The sequence below is a fragment of the Vibrio rumoiensis 1S-45 genome, assembly GCF_000286955.2.
Lineage (GTDB): Bacteria > Pseudomonadota > Gammaproteobacteria > Enterobacterales > Vibrionaceae > Vibrio > Vibrio rumoiensis_A.
This window is the reverse complement of sequence record NZ_AJYK02000062.1, coordinates 23,594-40,947: the sequence shown is the minus strand read 5'-3', so window position 1 is coordinate 40,947 and position 17,354 is coordinate 23,594. Positions and strand designations below refer to the sequence as shown.

Sequence of the window (17,354 nt, the reverse complement as noted above, 5' to 3'; positions counted from 1 at the left end):
GCAATGACCATTTTTGATTCCATTATTCTGGGCATAATTGAAGGGATTACTGAATTTCTCCCTATTTCCTCTACCGGTCACATGATCATTGCCAGTCAATGGCTTGGCATCGCTAAAACCGACACAAACCAAGCATTTGAAGTGATCATTCAAGTAGCGGCGATTTTAGCGGTTATCGCGAACTACAAAGAAAAATTCCATCCAAAATACTTTTCACTTTGGGTCAAGGTTGCTGTGGCTTTCTTGCCGATTGGCATCATTGGCTTCTTAATGAGCGACATTGTGAAAGCCCTATTTAGTGTCGCTATCGTGGGCATTATGTTCATTATTGGCGGGATCATCTTTATTGCGGTCGAGCGATTCTACAAAGAAGAAGAATGCCCAACCACCGATGTCAATGATGTATCGATGAAGCAAGCGTTATGGATTGGCTTTGCGCAAATTTTTGCTTTAATTCCAGGGACGAGCCGCGCCGGTTCAACCATTATTGGCGCAATGCTTGTAGGTTTAAACCGTAAAACCTGTGCTGAGTTTTCGTTTTTACTGGGTCTGCCGGTATTAGCGGCAGCTTCTGGTTATGATTTATTAAAACACTACCAAGATTTTACTAGTAGTGATTTCATTAACCTTGCTGTCGGTTTCGTCACATCCTTCATCGTGGCTTACTTTGTTATTAAGTGGTTCATCAAATTCTTAGCGAAGTTTACTTTCGTCGGATTTGGTATTTACCGCATTATCTTCGGATTGATTTTACTTGCGATGGCGTGGGGCTAATTTTAGCTTTGCTGTTCAAGAAAAATAAATAAGGCGCTCATTAGAAGCGCCTTATTTTTGTCTGATTGTCGAGATTAACGTGCCGCGCTTTTCGCTAAATAAACAATAATCAATTATTTATCCAAACCTGACGCTATTTAAAAATAAACTTAATCTTAGTCAAACTGCCTTTTGCTTCAAACGATTGCCAAACTTGTTTTATGGATCGCCCATCATTCGGTATCACATGATCAGGGCAAAGCTCAAATAGCGGCTCCAACACAAACTCATATTTAAAAATATCACTACGAGGTAATACTGGATCGCAATCAGATACTTGATCGCCAAACAATAAAATATCGAGGTCTAATGTACGATCTTGAAACTTTTGAGCATCCACAGAGCGTCCCCATTTCAACTCAATCGCTTTCAACTGTTTTTGCAGTTCTACCAAAGATAAATGCGTTTTAAGTTCGAAAACTAGGTTATAAAAAGCATGACTGTCAAAACCAACGGGCTGGCACTCAAATACACTAGAAGCCTTCACAGAACCTAATTTTACTACTTCGTGATAAGCCGCTTGAATGTGAGATTCTCGTTCAAGATTACTGCCAACGCCTATGTAAGCTAACGTCACATTTGACCTCGTTCAATGATCACACCGACCCCTTTCGCTTGAGGTACAGCCCCGGGTTTAATTAAGTGAATTCTCACCCACGGCACTGAAAATGTCGTCATGATTAACGCTGCCACTTCTTCAGCGACGCGCTCGACCAATTGAAAGTGACCATTTTCGATATGGGACAAAACCGCTTGGCTAACTTGGGCATAATCCAGTGCGTCATTGACATCATCACTTTTTCCTGCAGGGCGATTATCATGCGCCATTTCAATATTGAGCACTAACTTCTGCTTAATATCTTGCTCCCAATCATAAGCCCCAATAGTGGTGATGACTTCCAATTGTTCGATAAATACTTTGTCCAATGCCATTTTCGTTTCCTTGCTGTAAGCCAACTCATTACCATTTCATATGAATATTTTGAGTCAAACTATTCATCTCAGGTAATAGATAAGAGTTCTGGGTTCATTATTTTCTTAGATTACGACTCATCGGATACCCAAGTCGAATAAAAACACGTAATATGCTGAAAATATACTATATACCCAAGTGACTTCAAGGTGCAGAATTCAGAGCGCTCTAGCAAGAAGCCGTTCAATGACGATTTGTGAAAGGGTATAAACACCTTTTCAAGCCAATCCAAGGCAGAAATGGATTGCCAAACGTTCACATAGGGTGAGTTAAAACAAGCTTTCTACTGTGTAAAATTGGAAGGAGATAGAATGATATGTTCACATCCAATTTACCTTGTATAAATTCTCGTTTTATTCTCGCTGAATATCGCCTCTTGAAACGACTCGGGGATAAAACCATCTCCAAACGATACAAAAGCAGCCAAGGAAAACCATGAGCATTTTGGCACTCGTCATGATCATTTTTGCTTACTTACTCGGATCCGTTTCGAGTGCGGTTCTGATCTGCCGTGTTTGTCAATTACCCGATCCTCGCTTACAAGGTTCAAAAAATCCAGGGGCCACTAATGTCCTCAGGGTTGGCGGAAAGTGGGCCGCAATCGGCGTACTCTTGTGTGATATTTTAAAGGGTATGATCCCAGTATGGGCGAGCTATTTTTTAGGTATTTCACCGCTAATGCTAGGTTTCATTGGCGTGGCTGCTTGTCTTGGGCATATATACCCTATCTTTTTTCATTTCAAAGGTGGAAAAGGTGTTGCTACTGCCGTGGGTACAATGGCTCCAATAGGCTTTGACCTAACCGGTATGGTAATGGCAACCTGGCTGGTGACTTTTGTATTCAGCCGTTATTCCTCTCTCGCGGCAATTGTCACTTCATTACTCGCTCCTTTTTATACTTGGATGGTAAAACCACAATACACCATCCCCGTTGCGATGCTTTCGTGCTTGATAATATTTCGCCATTATCACAACATCAAACGCCTAATCGATGGCAGTGAACCTAAAATAAAATCACCCAACAGCTCTCAATCTGATCTTTAAATACCAATAAAAACGGCAACCAATGAGGTTGCCGTTTTTAAATCATATTATCGACATCGATTAGTCAGTAATTGGTTCAAGTTGATCAATGGGCCAACGCGGTTGCGCCTGCACAGAAAGATCGGTCATTTCGCCATTACGTAAACGCTGCATGCCAGCATAAGCAATCATCGCACCATTATCAGTACAAAATTCAGTGCGAGGGTAATACACCGCGCCACCAACTTTGCTTGCTAATGCTTCTAAGGAAATACGTAACTGTTTATTGGCGCTCACACCACCAGCAATCACAATGCGTTTTAAGCCAGTTTGCTCTAAAGCTCGGCGACACTTAATCACCAAGGTATCACACACCGCTTCTTGGAAAGCATAAGCAATATCGGCGCGAGTTTGGTCATCATTGTCATTCGCTGCAATCGTATTGGCGGCAAATGTTTTTAACCCTGAGAAACTAAAATCAAGGCCTGGGCGGTCCGTCATTGGACGTGGAAACTTAAAGCGCCCTTTGGTACCCGTTTCAGCCAAGCGAGAGAGTAACGGGCCTCCTGGGTAGTCTAAACCCATTAATTTAGCTGTCTTATCGAAAGCTTCCCCTGCGGCATCATCAATCGACTCACCTAAAATGGTATATTCACCAATCGCTTTCACTTCAACCATCATGGTATGTCCACCTGAAACCAGTAATGCTACAAACGGAAATTCCGGTGGATTATCCTCAAGCATAGGAGCCAGTAAATGCCCTTCCATGTGGTGAACCGGTACCGCAGGCACACCCCAAGCATACGCCAAACTGCGACCAATGGTTGCACCAACCAATAGCGCCCCAACAAGACCAGGCCCTGCGGTATACGCCACACCATCAATGTCTTTGGAGGTTAAACCTGCTTCGGCTAACGCCGCTTTAATCAGTGGTATGGTTTTTTTTACGTGATCACGAGAAGCCAGTTCAGGCACTACGCCACCGTAATCCGCATGTAATTTCACTTGGCTGTACAATTGATGAGACAGTAAACCTTTTTCTTCATCAAAAATGGCAATCCCTGTTTCATCACAAGAAGTTTCAATACCTAAAATGCGCATAATATTCTCACGACCGTATGTGTCGATTAGTTGATTTTTATAGAATTGAGCGTAATCTTACCGCCTCGGAAAAAATTTAACCAGATCTTACCTTGATAATGCTTTACAAATGGGTATTGATCGGATTAAAATTCCGCACCATTTTTGATCTAGCTGATTAATATCCACTCTAACTTTTTTAGAGTCGATTTAAAAATCAGCATTAATGAATAACCCCTGAGGTGAAAGGCATATGCCAGTAGTTAAAGTACGTGATAACGAACCGTTTGACGTAGCATTACGTCGTTTCAAGCGCTCTTGCGAAAAAGCAGGTGTTCTTTCTGAAGTGCGTCGTCGTGAGCATTACGAAAAACCAACAACTGTACGTAAACGCGCTAAAGCAGCAGCTCAAAAGCGTCATGCTAAGAAGCTAGCTCGCGAAAACGCTCGTCGCGTTCGCTTGTACTAATAACTTAATCCCATTAAGGACTGAGTTATGGCTCTGATTGAACAACTCAAAGAAGAGCAAAAATTAGCGATGAAAGCCAAGGATAAATTACGCCTTGGCACTATCCGTTTAGCTCTATCAGCCATTAAGCAACGCGAAGTCGATGAGAGAATTACTCTGACCGATGACGACATTATTGCTGTAATGACTAAAATGGTTAAACAACGTCGCGATTCTGTTACGCAATATGAAGCAGCAAATCGTCAAGATCTTGCTGATGCTGAAAAAGCTGAAATCGTTGTACTTGAGGAATTTATGCCTCAACCGCTAAGTGAAGAAGAAGTAAGTGCTTTAATTGATAAAGCAATTACCGAATCAGGCGCAGCCGGCATGCAAGACATGGGTAACGTAATGGGGGTGTTGAAGCCCCTTCTTCAAGGTCGTGCAGATATGGGTAAAGTCAGTGGTTTAGTTCGCGCTAAACTCGCTTAAATACCCTGCTTAAATTTAAACAAGCCGTGTACTTCCATGAAGTTGCACGGCTTGTTTGTATTTATAAGCATAGGAATCGAAAGCTCATCGCTTGTAGCTCGATAAATCTGATCGAGAGACGATAAGCGAGCGCCCTAAACACGAAAATTGGATTCTATTCTTTATGGCAGGACACATTCCACGTAGTTTTATCGATGACCTTCTCGCTCGAGTTGATATCGTTGATCTTGTTGATCCACGAGTAAAACTTAAGAAACAAGGTAAAAACTACGGCGCATGTTGCCCGTTTCATAACGAGAAATCCCCCTCTTTTATCGTCAGCCCAGATCGTCAAACTTACCATTGTTTTGGCTGTGGTGTGCATGGTAACGCCATTGATTTTATGATGGTGTACGAACGCCTCGAGTTCGTCGAAGCGATAGAAGAGTTAGCCCATCTACAAGGTTTAGAAGTTCCTAGAGAACAACGTAGCGGGGGCAATTTCCAAAACTCAGCACCAAAAGCCAGCACAGAACAAAAACGAAATTTATACGATTTACTGGGAAGCATTAGCCAGTTTTATCGGTCTCAATTAAAAGTCTCAGCCAATAAAGTTGCGATTGAGTATCTCAAAAATCGTGGGCTATCGGGTGAGATAGTACAAAAATTTGACATAGGTTACGTGCCGGATGATTGGGATAGCGTACGTAAAAATTTTGGTCAACAACAAACCGTTCAAGACATGTTAGTCGAAGGCGGCATGTTAATTGAAAACGATAAAGGAAATCGTTATGACCGCTTCCGTGGTCGTATCATGTTTCCGATTCGTGACCGCCGTGGTCGTGTCATCGGCTTTGGTGGACGAGTTCTTGGCGATGAAAAACCTAAATACCTAAACTCACCAGAGACTCCGGTATTTCATAAAGGTAAAGAGCTTTATGGTTTATATGACGTTCTGCAAAGTCATAAGGAACCACAGCAAATTTTAGTCGTCGAAGGCTATATGGATGTTGTCGCTTTGGCGCAATATGGCGTTGACTACTCTGTTGCCGCGCTTGGAACGTCGACCACCGGTGATCACATGCAAATGCTGTTTCGCCAGACCGGTACCGTTGTGTGTTGTTATGATGGTGACCGAGCTGGACGTGAAGCGGCTTGGCGCGCGATGGAAAATGCACTTCCATATTTAAATGATGGTCGCCAGCTAAAGTTTATGTTTTTACCCGATGGGGAAGATCCAGATTCTTATATTCGTGAATATGGAAAAGAACAATTTGAACAGCAAGTGCATAGCGCTACCTCTTTATCAGAGTTTTTGTTTAGCACCTTAATGCAACAAGTGGATACCAGCAGCAATGAAGGTAAAGCCAAACTAACCTCCTTAGTGGTTCCATTGATAGAAAAAGTACCAGGCGGCACATTACGTCTATACTTACGCGACTTATTAGGTAAGAAACTAGGCTTACTCGATGAAAGGCAGTTACAACAATTAATTGCCAAGGAAACCAAGCAAGATTCGTTACCTCAGCCACATAAAGAAATAAAACGTACACCAATGCGTGTGGTTATCGCATTGCTTTTACAAAAACCAAGCTATGCTGAATTGGCACCAGACTTAAATAGTATTCGTCATATAGACCTACCCGGACTAAGTTTATTACTTAGCCTACTTGATATTTGTAGAGAAAATCCCCATATCAAGTCGGGTCAGTTATTAGAACACTGGCGAGATCAGAAAAATGAAGCTTTATTATCACGCTTAGTAAATTGGGATATTCCCCTCAATGATGATAATGAACAAGATGTATTTTTAGATACATTGGATAAAATATTAGCCCAATGTATCGCAAAGCAAATTGAAACATTGCAAGCGAAAGAAAGAAGCTCCGGCTTATCAGTCGAGGAGAAACGGGAGTTGCAAGACTTGATTCTTCAACGTCCTTAGTTAGCTTATGGCCCAGCTTAATTGCTTCAGGTGGTCAGCAATGAATAAATTTGTTATTATTGGCGGTTTGCATTTCGCATACTAATATTCTTCACTCAGACCTCAAGTTGGATATCGTCGATGGATCAAAATCCGCAGTCACAGCTAAAGTTACTTGTCGCAAAAGGTAAGGAACAAGGCTATCTGACCTACGCCGAAGTAAACGACCACCTACCTGAAGAAATCGTAGATTCAGAACAGGTAGAAGACATCATTCAAATGATTAACGACATGGGTATCCAAGTCGTTGAAACCGCACCAGATGCGGACGATCTTATGTTGAATGAGGCAGTAGCAGATGAAGACGCTGCCGAAGCCGCAGCAGCCGCACTTTCAAGCGTTGAAAGTGAAATAGGCCGTACCACTGACCCTGTGCGCATGTACATGCGTGAAATGGGTACAGTTGAACTATTAACCCGTGAAGGTGAAATCGACATTGCAAAACGCATTGAAGATGGCATCAATCAGGTTCAATGTTCTGTTGCTGAATACCCTGGAACCATTTCATACATTCTTGAGCAGTTCGATAAAGTTCAAGCTGAAGAACTCCGTCTTACCGACATTATTTCGGGCTTCGTTGATCCTGATGATGATGGCAATGCCGCCCCAACGGCCACTCACGTTGGTTCAGAGCTTGCTGTCGCTGATGACGACCTTGATGATGACGATGATGAAGATTCGGATTCAGACGAGGACGAAGAAGAGGAAGATACAGGCATCGATCCTGAGCTTGCTCTTGAACGTTTCACTGAATTACGTAATACGTATCAAAACTTACAATTAGCCATCAATGAGCATGGACGTGAGAGCAAAGCGATCTCGGCAAGCAAACAAGAGTTTCTTGATGTTTTCCGTCAATTCCGCTTAATTCCAAAACAGTTTGATTACCTCGTTAATGGTTTGAAAAACTCAATGGATCGCGTACGTACTCAAGAGCGCTTAATCATTCGTACTGTTGTTGAATACGGAAAAATGCCGAAGAAAGCATTCGTACAAGCCTTTACTGGTAACGAATCTTCTGATGCATGGTTAGATAACATTCTTGCTTCAGGTAAGCCTTACGCTGAAAAGATCAAGCAAAGCGAAGAAGATCTTCGTCGCTCAATCTACAAGCTAAAGAGCATTGAAGAAGAAACCTCTTTGAACGTACAAACGATCAAAGACATCAGCCGTCGTATGTCAATCGGTGAAGCGAAAGCGCGTCGTGCGAAGAAAGAAATGGTTGAAGCGAACTTACGTCTGGTTATTTCTATCGCGAAGAAATACACCAACCGTGGTCTGCAATTCTTGGATCTCATCCAAGAAGGTAACATTGGCCTAATGAAAGCCGTAGATAAATTCGAATACCGTCGTGGTTATAAGTTCTCAACTTATGCAACATGGTGGATTCGTCAGGCGATCACTCGTTCAATTGCTGACCAAGCGCGTACGATTCGTATTCCGGTACACATGATTGAAACCATTAACAAATTGAACCGTATCTCTCGCCAGATGCTTCAAGAAATGGGTCGTGAACCGTTACCAGAAGAATTGGCTGAGCGCATGCAAATGCCAGAAGACAAGATTCGTAAAGTACTGAAAATTGCGAAAGAGCCAATCTCAATGGAAACACCCATTGGTGATGACGAAGATTCGCATCTAGGTGATTTCATCGAAGATACCACGCTTGAGCTACCTTTAGACTCAGCAACTTCAACCAGCTTGAAGTTTGCAACTAAAGATGTGCTAGCTGGCCTTACGCCTCGTGAAGCTAAAGTACTTCGTATGCGTTTCGGCATCGACATGAATACAGACCATACTTTGGAAGAAGTCGGTAAACAGTTCGATGTAACTCGTGAACGTATTCGTCAGATCGAAGCAAAAGCATTACGTAAACTTCGTCACCCAAGCCGCTCAGAAACACTGCGCAGCTTCCTTGACGAGTAATCAAGTTTCGAGTTGAATAATAAAAGGTGAGCATTTGGCTCACCTTTTTTATATTTGTGATTTAAAACTGTTTAAGTGGATAAAAACTAAGCGTAATAGAGCCCTTGGCATCTAGACACCCCTAAGTCATTCCCCTATAATCGTTCAACTATTTGGCCCCATAGCTCAGCTGGTTAGAGCGCACGACTCATAATCGTTAGGTCCACAGTTCAAGTCTGTGTGGGGCCACCATATACAAAAAAGGCGTAGCAGGTTAATTACCCGCTACGCCTTTTTTACATCGGCTAATTATCGCTTAAAATCCATATCAAACAAAATAATGAATTTACAGTCAACCATCCGATCAAAAAAGCTTGAGTAGACAATTGCCTCTCAAGCTTTTTGATTGTTAACCAAAGGTTATTTATTTTTACCTAGAGACTATCTTAGGCCGGTTTCACTAACTGACCATGTTTTGCCGAGCCAACATAAAATGCAGGTTTAGTACCGGGGAAAAGCCAATAAGGTGACATTTCCGACGATGGAAACATATTAGGGAAGCGAGGATCTCGCTTTGAAGGCCCAGCAATGGTTTTTTCCATCACCATTGAAATGTACTGATCAACCGCATTTTCCATGGTGTTACCGTTAATAATCACCTCAGTGCCAATGGTATCGGCATACTTTGACACCCCAGCTGCTTTAGAAAGCTTAGGCGCATAAGCATCAACACTCACGCCATTTTCACTGGTAACCCAAAGCCCTTCATCAGTGTGGGTTATGATAGAGTGATTACCTTCTGTGTGACCAGGAGTATGGACCAGAGCCACGCCCTCACCGAGCATAATAGATCCTTCAAATTGAATCACACGATCTTCTGGAATGCCTTTAATACCGCTTGGGCAATACCAATCAGCTTGATACGGATTTAGGTCTTGGGTCGATTCCCATTCTTTTTTATGCACTAATAACTTGGCATTCGGGAAGAAAGCTTGTTCAGTGTCGGTTCCAAGCCAACGTCTTACATCTTGAGTATGCAGATGATCATAAGTAATGTAATCAATATCTTCTGGCTTTAAGCCTATGCTTGCCAGCACTTCAGGGACGGTAAATTGACGTTGCAATAAGAACTTAGTGATCCAACCTGGAGTGTTATCTTGCAAACGACGGAAGAATGGCGTTTCGCCACCGCGTTCGTGATCCGATGGAGAAACCAGCATGGTTTTCATGCCTTCCGATGTCTCAAATTGCACGACGAATACACGGTTTTGAATGTGCATGTATTCTACAAATCGCTCGCATGAGAAAGCATTACGTAAACCATAACGTACTGGATAAGGCACTTTGATGAGATCAAATGATTGAAAGTATTTCACTTTCGGGCCAGCTAACATTTCTTCACGAAACAATAATGCCGCCGCACGTGTATCTTCGACTCGTTGTTGTTGGCCTGAAGCCTGGCGAGTGTTGTCAAAGTGAGTAATTGGTGTGAAAAAATCCATGTAAAAATTCTCCGTCCTAATTTAATGCCTATCATTAAGGCCTCATGGTAGGAGGCATTGAGGCTTTTTATAATACTTTGTACTCAAAATTGAGAGTCAAACAACTGTTTAATTTATCTTGTTGTTGGCTAAAAGACATCTCTCTTGCTCACAAAACTCACATTTTAATAACATTTCTATCAGTTAAAACCATCACTGCTCGCTTACGAGTACAAAAAAAGCCACATATTAGTGGCTTTTTATCATGTTAAAGCACTCTAAGCTTAGTACAAAAGAATGATTAAGCTTGTTTCTTCATTAACGATTGGCGGTATTGAACGATATCTTCAATCGTCAGCACTGGCATATTGTGAAGCTTACCAAAAGCGACAATTTCTTCTGCTCGCGCCATCGTACCATCCGGGTTTGTCACTTCACACAATACACCTGCTGGATTTAAACCGGCTAGTTGCATTAGGTCTGTTGTGCCTTCGGTATGACCGCGGCGCGTAAGTACTCCTCCTTTACGAGCGCGTAATGGGAAAACATGACCTGGACGAGCAAGATCGCTTGGCTTTGCATCAGCAAAGATAGCAGTTTTAATGGTGGTCACTCGATCTGCTGCTGAAACACCAGTCGTCACGCCTTGTTTGGCTTCAATCGACACGGTAAATGCAGTTTGATTTTGGCTATTGTTATCCACGACCATTGGCGGCAATTCAAGTTGATCAGCTTGCTCGTCACTTAAGCACAAACACACAATGCCACTGCCTTCGCGGATCATCAATGCCATTTGAGCGTCCGTTAAGTTTTCAGCAGAATAAATCATATCGCCTTCGTTTTCGCGATCTTCATCATCCAGCACAAGTACGCCTTGGCCTTGTTGTATTGCAAGTAATGCAGCTTCAACACGTTCGATTGGGTTGCCAAATTCAGCAAGTAAAGAAGGTTGTTTCTGATTCATGGTAATAGCTCCTGTAGATACCAGAATCAGGGCTATGCAGAAGGGGTTCGACCCAGACACAGCGAGGCTGCGTTTTTGATCAAACGTTAAATGCACTTAACTTCCTTTATAAAAAAATAAAGGGTAATTAAGCGCAATATATCCTCTCCCATCCAGACTATTACTGTCGGCTCTGGCATCTCACCAGATCTGCTGACCTTGATCCGAAAATCAAGCGCTCGCGGGCTGATAACGTCACAATGCGTTATATACCGCCGGTGGGGAATTACACCCCGCCCTGAGAATAAATTAAATAAATTGTGTCTGCCTTATGGCAGGTGCTCAATACTATTACAGCTTTCAATTAAAATCTAATTGATATGTCGTTAAATACAAAAAACCTCAGCGAATGGCTGAGGTTCTTTAGTTTGAAGCTTCAGTAAAGATTAAGCTGCTGCTTTTAGTTCTTCTACTGTCGCTTTCACTTTCTTTTCACCGATTGGCAGTACGCTACGACCGAACTCACCATTGATGATGGTTGCCATGGCTAAATAAACAGCACTTGAGCCACAGAATAAACCGACGATACCAGCAATGTGGCCAATCGTTGCATTACCAGTGAAATCACCGGCTGCAAGTAAGAAGAATAATACGGTTAAGCTACCAAATACCACTTGCTTAGCAACTGGGTAGCGAGCCAATGTTGCAATGAACATTAAACCCGTAAAGATGCCCCAAATCGTCAAGTAAGACGCTAAGAAGTAAGCAGACGTCGCTTCACCTAAGCCCATACCTGGCATTAGGATTAAACCCACTAAAGATAGCCAAAACATGCCATAAGAGGTAAATGCAGTGGTACCAAACGTATTACCGTTTTTGTATTCCATGATGCCGGCGATCACCTGAGCGATACCACCGTAAAAAATGCCCATAGCAAGAATAACTGTGCTTAATGGAAATAAACCTACGTTATGCAGATTCAAAAGAATCGTTGTCATACCAAAAGCCATTAGGCCTAATGGTGCTGGGTTTGCTGGTTTTGTAGTGATTGACGTCGACATAAGGTTACCTGGTTAAAATGTGATCGAAACGATAAAAAGCGGCGTATTATTGTCGATGCTTATGTCTTTGTAAAACCTTTTGTGAGCTAACTCTCAAAAAAATATTTAACATCAAATAAAAAGCCTCAATAACACCGAAAAAGGCATGATTGAGGCTGAAATATTGTACTTAAAAGCCAATTTAGCTGATTTTGGTCGTCGGCGGTGTCGTCGTCGTCGTCGTCGTCGAGACGGGTTCTACCTTTATCTCAGATTGTAATTCTGGTTTTAATTCATTGCTTTCAATCGTGTCTGACTCAACTTTTGGCTGCGGTGCATTTTTTAATACAATCACAGGGCGAGTAATAAATAAGTTGTTCGGATACAACACGGCATCACCGTCTATATTGCGCATCTGCACATTCATAAACGACATTTCAATAATTTCACCTTCGATAAAGTTTGCGCCATCCACAACCCTTACCCAACGCCCAATACGACAATCATTTTGGGTAAACAAAATCAAGAAACTGGTTAAATTACTTAATAAAGACCAACCGGCAAATAGCGCCACGCCCAGTAATGCAAACATGGAAGAGCCAACCACCAGCAAACCACGCAGTTCAATTCCCCAGATCATCAACAAGACACAAATCAAAAGAATAGATGTGATGGTGTTAAGTAGTAACCGAGCACGTTGCTTTCGATGCGGACTAATCCCGGCTTTCATGCTGCGCAAAAAGATTTTGGCTGGCATGCGGCGTAGCATCGGATAAAAAATCAGAAGCACTGCAGTGATTAACCACTTGTAATAATCTTGGGCGAAATCAATCCACTGTTGTGGCATTTCAAACATATTTCACAACCTCTTCTGCAAGGTAAAGAATAAACAATTCACGTTTTATCGGTATCTCTCATTTATCTATATCCAATCATTTATATAGATAAAGCTTTCTTTTGATATCGATTAGCGAGCACCGCACAGTAAAAAATCTGCAATGGATGATAAATCATTATCGGCAATAAAATCATACCTAATCGTGGGTCTGCGCCAAAAATCACTTTCGCCATAGGCACACCTGCCGCTAAGGTTTTTTTACTACCACAAAACACAGCTGCCACTTCATCTGCATGATCAAAGCCAAAGCGTTTTGCACTCCATACCATCAATTGCACAATGAACGCTAAAACAACGCAACAAATCAGCACCGACATCAAGACATATTCAATAGAGAAACTATGCCAAATCCCTTCAGCGACAGAATCACTGAAAGCATTAAACACAATTAATAAGATGACGTATTTATCCAACTTACCAACAATATTCTTATGCTTTTCAAACGTACTCAGCAATAATGGCCTTAACACCTGTCCTAATATCATAGGTAATAATAGCATTTTCGATATCGAGGTAATCGAATCCATAATATCAAGATGAAGTCCTTCAAAGCCCATAAATACTTGGATTAACAAGGGTGTAATGAAGATACCTAAAATGCTCGACAATGATGCATTAAAGATCGCCCCTGGCATATTACCTTTACCAATTGCCGTCATAGCAACAGAGGAAGAAATAGTACTTGGCAACACAAATAAGAAACAAAAGCCAAACGCCAGTGCACTCGGCATTAATGCCAACATGCCTTGACCAAAGATCACCCATAACATCGGATAAACAACAAAAGTGGCCGATTGGATAAAAAGATGCAAACGCCAGTTACTCACGCCATCTTTTAATGCTTTGGGTGATAAACCAATCCCATGCAAAAAAAACACCAGAGCAATACCTATACCGGTAATGTTATCTAAATGCAGTAATCCATCGCTTTTCCCTACCTGAGGAATCACTGACGCTAAAATCATGGCGATCACCATTGCGACCAAGAACCATTCTTTTTTTAGTGCTTGAATAACACTGTCTTTCATTTTTCCACCATCACTTTGATGTTATTTTTGTTAAAGTTTATGACTTTTTATTATCATCATTTAAACTGAATTAGCATAAAAAACGTTCAACACATCCATATTATGAGACGTTTCCCTTAAAGAAGCAGAAAACCCTTCGGATTAAGCCTCTGTTTACCCTACAATAATAACGAGCCTCAGTAAAAGATGATGCTGAATTACTTTCGATAAAGCTAATGATATGCTCAATACAGAAAGCGAACCAATAAGGAAAGACAATGACACTAGATTATGTAGCCTTAGGCATACTCATCTTTGTAGTACTGGTGATATTTTACGGCATCATCGTTATACATGATATCCCGTATGAAATATCTAAAAAACGTAACCACCCTCATCAAGATGCCATTCATGTAGCAGGCTGGGTAAGCTTGTTTACATTACACGTTTTATGGCCGTTTTTGTGGATATGGGCGACCTTATGGCGCGAAGACCGAGGATGGGGCTTCACCAAGCTACAAGAAGAACAGCATGATGTTCAACATCGAGTTGATGAACTTTCCAGTCAAGTTATTCAGTTGCAAGAACAGTTGGCTCAGCTTACCTCTCAAACAAAAGAAAGTGCTACAGCGCAACAAGATCATCAGGCACAGCACAACCAACCAGAACAAGAAACCAGCCAGACACCGAACAACATCACAGGAGAGTCTAAATAATGGAAACGATACTGACTCTGACCTATATCGCTTTTTGTATTGCCATTTTTAAAATCTTTCGTATCCCCCTTAATAAATGGACTGTTCCAACTGCGGTGCTTGGCGGCGTTGTTTTATTGGGTACGATATTTTTATCGATGAACTATCTCCACCCATTTACACAACTTGGCGGGCAAATTTATAGCACCACCCCAATGGTTTCCAACGTTCGGGCTCGTGTTGTATCGGTGGATATAGAACCGAACCAATTAGTTAAGCAAGGTGATGCACTTGTTCATTTAGATGACACACCGTTTAAAGCCATTGTGGTTCAGAAACAAGCGGCATTAGCGGCAGCAAAACAAAATGTTTTGGTGTTAGAAGCCGCCTACAAACAAGCAGCAGCGGTGACAGCTCAATCGGTAGCAGAAAGAGATCGTACTCAACGTGAAGCGGCTCGTTACCAAAAAGGCTACAAACGTGGCGCGTTTACTTTGCAACAAGTTGATGACACAAGACAAGCAGCAAAAGGTGCAGAAGCTGCTTATCAAGCTGCTATGGCCAGTGAAAATGCCGCTAAAGCTGCATTTGAATCACAAATCGATGGAGTAAATACTTCCGTTGCAGAAGCACAAGCTGCACTCGACCAAGCTCAATTTAACTTGGATCAAACCGTCATTCGTGCGCCAACCGATGGTTACGTTTCTCAATTAGCGCTAAAACCAGGTGTCATGGCGGTACCACTCCCATTAAAGCCAATCCTCACCTTTATTAGCACGCAAGATCATTACTTTGTTGGTGCTTTCCGTCAAAACTCTGCTTTAAGCATTAAAGTTGGCGAAGAAGCTGATGTTATTTTCCGTGCTTTACCGGGTAAATCATTCAAAGCGGAAGTAACACAAATCATACCTGCCATTGCCGAGAGTCAAATACAAGCAGGCGGCGCCTTATTAGGCACTAATGCTCTGCAAACTCAAGGCCGAATTATGGTTAAGTTTAAACTTCACGATGATATAAGCCAGTACAACCTTCCGATGGGGACAAATGTTGAAATCGCGGTTTACTCTGAGCGTCTCGAAGAAATAGCCATTATTCGTAAGATACTCATTCGAATGAAAAGCTGGCAAAACTACATCTACTTTGATCACTAAGAATGTGTAACCACACAACCTAGTTAAGTCGAATGACGTTAAGTAGAAGTTAACATTCAAAAAAGCCTCGTCAATATCACACTCATTGACGAGGCTTTTCTATTATTGATCACAACACGACAACAGCACTCAAGTAACGTCAAAATGCAGAATTCAGAGTTATCATCTTTACGTTACTTGATGGAACAAATTTCCGCTAAAGTACTTAAACGCTTTTGAGGACTTGCGACATAAGGGTTATTGGTATCCCATGCATAACCTGCCAATATGGAACTGATTTTCTTTTTAATATCTGGGTTAGCATTTTCAAAAAACACCACATTTTGGAAGCGGCCATCATACCAACCTTCCACATAAGCCCTGAACGTATTCACGCCCACCATTAACGGTTTGGCATAATCCTGCTGCCAATCAACAGCTTCACCTTTTAATTGGCGTACTAGAACATCAGTTGCCAACTCGGCAGACTTCATAGCAATTGTCACACCAGAAGAGAATACTGGATCTAAAAACTCCCCAGCATTACCCAACATGGCATAATTATTCGCGGCTAAATGTTTTACGTTCGCTGAGTAGCCACCAATGGTGCCGCTTGCATGACAAAAATCGGCATCACGAAACAGCTGACCTAAATGTGGCTCTTCTTGAGTCAGTTGCTTTAGCGCAGTAATTTCATCTTGTGGATAGGAATCAAAAAACTCAGGCGTTGCTACCACTCCAACCGAACACCGACCATTACTAAATGGAATCAACCAATACCACACATCGGCGTGTTTTGGGTGAACATAAATAGTAATTTTATTACGATCATAGTTTAACTCGGTGGCCAAGTTTTCAGTGATGTTATCTGTGACATGGGTAAACATTGCTTTACGTGGTGGCAAGCCTGAAGGCGATTCCAAATCAAGCAACCTAGGCAAGACACGCCCATACCCACTAGCATCTAAAATGAAATCAGCTTCAATTTGATAAGGCTGCTGTTGCTCATCAATCACAGAAAGGATCGGTTTTTCAAGGTTAACATCGACAGCCGTTACCGTATGTTGATAGCGTATTTCCACCCCTTGCTTTTGCGCTTCATCAGCTAGCAACTTATCAAATGGACCACGCTGAACTTGAAAAGTAGTACCTTCTCCCTCAGTGTATTTTTGAGTGAAATCAAAATGGGTGTACTTTCCATTACGACGAAAAGCAGCGCCATTTTTAAATTGATAACCAGCTTTATTCACTGCATCAAATAACTTGGCTTTTTTCAAACTCTCCATACAGGCCGGAAGCAAGCTTTCTCCAATAGAGAAACGAGGGAAAGTACTGCGTTCTAACACAATACAATCAACATCGTGTTGCTTTAAAATCGCCGCAGCCACAGAACCCGAAGGCCCTGCACCGATAATTACTACAGAGGTGCGTTGTTTCTCTATCACTAATAAATATCCTATTCA

Annotated in this window: 17 protein-coding genes, 1 tRNA gene and 1 riboswitch; of the genes, 9 read left to right on the top strand and 9 right to left on the bottom strand. The window is 42.0% G+C overall.

Annotation, left to right across the window (positions count from 1 at the left end; genetic code table 11):
• The first annotated feature begins 3 nt into the window (after positions 1–3).
• Positions 4–774, top strand: coding sequence for an undecaprenyl-diphosphate phosphatase (locus A1QC_RS08550; protein WP_017024926.1), 771 nt, complete (start codon positions 4–6; stop codon positions 772–774).
• A gap of 133 nt (positions 775–907) precedes the next feature.
• Here the strand turns inward: A1QC_RS08550 and folK are convergent, their stop codons facing one another.
• Positions 908–1,390: a 2-amino-4-hydroxy-6-hydroxymethyldihydropteridine diphosphokinase gene (gene folK, locus A1QC_RS08545; RefSeq protein WP_017024925.1), complete on the bottom strand. Its 483-nt coding sequence runs from the start codon at positions 1,388–1,390 to the stop codon at positions 908–910.
• Positions 1,387–1,746 (bottom strand): dihydroneopterin aldolase, encoded by a 360-nt coding sequence (folB, locus tag A1QC_RS08540; protein ID WP_017024924.1) that lies wholly within the window; start codon positions 1,744–1,746, stop codon positions 1,387–1,389. The genes folK and folB overlap by 4 nt, the downstream gene beginning before the upstream one ends.
• A gap of 475 nt (positions 1,747–2,221) precedes the next feature.
• On the opposite strand from folB, the gene plsY reads away from it, so the two are divergent.
• Positions 2,222–2,830: a glycerol-3-phosphate 1-O-acyltransferase PlsY gene (gene plsY, locus A1QC_RS08535; RefSeq protein ID WP_017024923.1), complete on the top strand. Its 609-nt coding sequence runs from the start codon at positions 2,222–2,224 to the stop codon at positions 2,828–2,830.
• Positions 2,831–2,890: 60 nt separating this feature from the next.
• Here plsY and tsaD read toward each other — a convergent pair whose 3' ends face one another.
• The gene (gene tsaD, locus A1QC_RS08530; RefSeq protein ID WP_017024922.1) at positions 2,891–3,910 is read right to left on the bottom strand and encodes a tRNA (adenosine(37)-N6)-threonylcarbamoyltransferase complex transferase subunit TsaD; all 1,020 of its coding nucleotides are present in this window, start codon (positions 3,908–3,910) and stop codon (positions 2,891–2,893) included.
• Between the two features lie 232 nt (positions 3,911–4,142).
• Between tsaD and rpsU the strand changes: the two genes are divergently transcribed.
• From rpsU to A1QC_RS08505, 5 genes are all read left to right on the top strand, one after another.
• Positions 4,143–4,358, top strand: a complete 216-nt coding sequence (gene rpsU / locus A1QC_RS08525) for a 30S ribosomal protein S21 (RefSeq protein ID WP_017024921.1) — start codon at positions 4,143–4,145, stop codon at positions 4,356–4,358.
• Between the two features lie 27 nt (positions 4,359–4,385).
• Positions 4,386–4,829 (top strand): GatB/YqeY domain-containing protein, encoded by a 444-nt coding sequence (locus A1QC_RS08520; RefSeq protein ID WP_017024920.1) that lies wholly within the window; start codon positions 4,386–4,388, stop codon positions 4,827–4,829.
• A 163-nt stretch (positions 4,830–4,992) separates the two neighbouring features.
• Entirely contained in the window at positions 4,993–6,753 is a 1,761-nt protein-coding gene (dnaG, locus tag A1QC_RS08515; protein ID WP_017024919.1) for a DNA primase, read from the top strand.
• A 120-nt stretch (positions 6,754–6,873) separates the two neighbouring features.
• Complete coding sequence (gene rpoD / locus A1QC_RS08510) at positions 6,874–8,718, top strand: RNA polymerase sigma factor RpoD (RefSeq protein ID WP_017024918.1); 1,845 nt, start codon at positions 6,874–6,876, stop codon at positions 8,716–8,718.
• A 154-nt stretch (positions 8,719–8,872) separates the two neighbouring features.
• Positions 8,873–8,949: transfer RNA gene (locus tag A1QC_RS08505), tRNA-Ile, on the top strand.
• Between the two features lie 194 nt (positions 8,950–9,143).
• Here the strand turns inward: A1QC_RS08505 and A1QC_RS08500 are convergent.
• The 5 genes from A1QC_RS08500 to A1QC_RS08480 form a co-directional block, all read right to left on the bottom strand.
• Positions 9,144–10,199 carry a hypothetical protein gene (locus tag A1QC_RS08500; RefSeq protein WP_017024917.1) on the bottom strand — a complete coding sequence of 352 codons (1,056 nt, stop codon included), beginning with the start codon at positions 10,197–10,199 and terminating at the stop codon, positions 9,144–9,146.
• Positions 10,200–10,479: 280 nt separating this feature from the next.
• The gene (ribB, locus tag A1QC_RS08495) at positions 10,480–11,142 is read right to left on the bottom strand and encodes a 3,4-dihydroxy-2-butanone-4-phosphate synthase (RefSeq protein ID WP_017024916.1); all 663 of its coding nucleotides are present in this window, start codon (positions 11,140–11,142) and stop codon (positions 10,480–10,482) included.
• A gap of 136 nt (positions 11,143–11,278) precedes the next feature.
• Positions 11,279–11,431, bottom strand: a riboswitch (FMN riboswitch).
• A 136-nt stretch (positions 11,432–11,567) separates the two neighbouring features.
• A complete protein-coding gene (locus A1QC_RS08490; RefSeq protein ID WP_026025795.1) occupies positions 11,568–12,170 on the bottom strand; it encodes an acetate uptake transporter in 603 nt (200 codons plus the stop codon).
• Between the two features lie 193 nt (positions 12,171–12,363).
• Positions 12,364–13,017, bottom strand: coding sequence for a mechanosensitive ion channel domain-containing protein (locus tag A1QC_RS08485; protein ID WP_017024914.1), 654 nt, complete (start codon positions 13,015–13,017; stop codon positions 12,364–12,366).
• Between the two features lie 80 nt (positions 13,018–13,097).
• Positions 13,098–14,087: a bile acid:sodium symporter family protein gene (locus A1QC_RS08480; protein WP_017024913.1), complete on the bottom strand. Its 990-nt coding sequence runs from the start codon at positions 14,085–14,087 to the stop codon at positions 13,098–13,100.
• Between the two features lie 257 nt (positions 14,088–14,344).
• Here A1QC_RS08480 and A1QC_RS08475 point away from each other — a divergent pair, with 257 nt between their 5' ends.
• Both A1QC_RS08475 and A1QC_RS08470 read left to right on the top strand, forming a co-directional pair.
• Positions 14,345–14,782: a DUF3302 domain-containing protein gene (locus tag A1QC_RS08475; RefSeq protein WP_017024912.1), complete on the top strand. Its 438-nt coding sequence runs from the start codon at positions 14,345–14,347 to the stop codon at positions 14,780–14,782.
• The gene (locus A1QC_RS08470; protein WP_017024911.1) at positions 14,782–15,912 is read left to right on the top strand and encodes an HlyD family secretion protein; all 1,131 of its coding nucleotides are present in this window, start codon (positions 14,782–14,784) and stop codon (positions 15,910–15,912) included. The genes A1QC_RS08475 and A1QC_RS08470 overlap by 1 nt, the downstream gene beginning before the upstream one ends.
• Positions 15,913–16,085: 173 nt before the next feature.
• Here A1QC_RS08470 and A1QC_RS08465 read toward each other — a convergent pair whose 3' ends face one another.
• Positions 16,086–17,336 (bottom strand): NAD(P)/FAD-dependent oxidoreductase, encoded by a 1,251-nt coding sequence (locus tag A1QC_RS08465; protein ID WP_017024910.1) that lies wholly within the window; start codon positions 17,334–17,336, stop codon positions 16,086–16,088.
• Between the last annotated feature and the right edge of the window lie 18 nt (positions 17,337–17,354).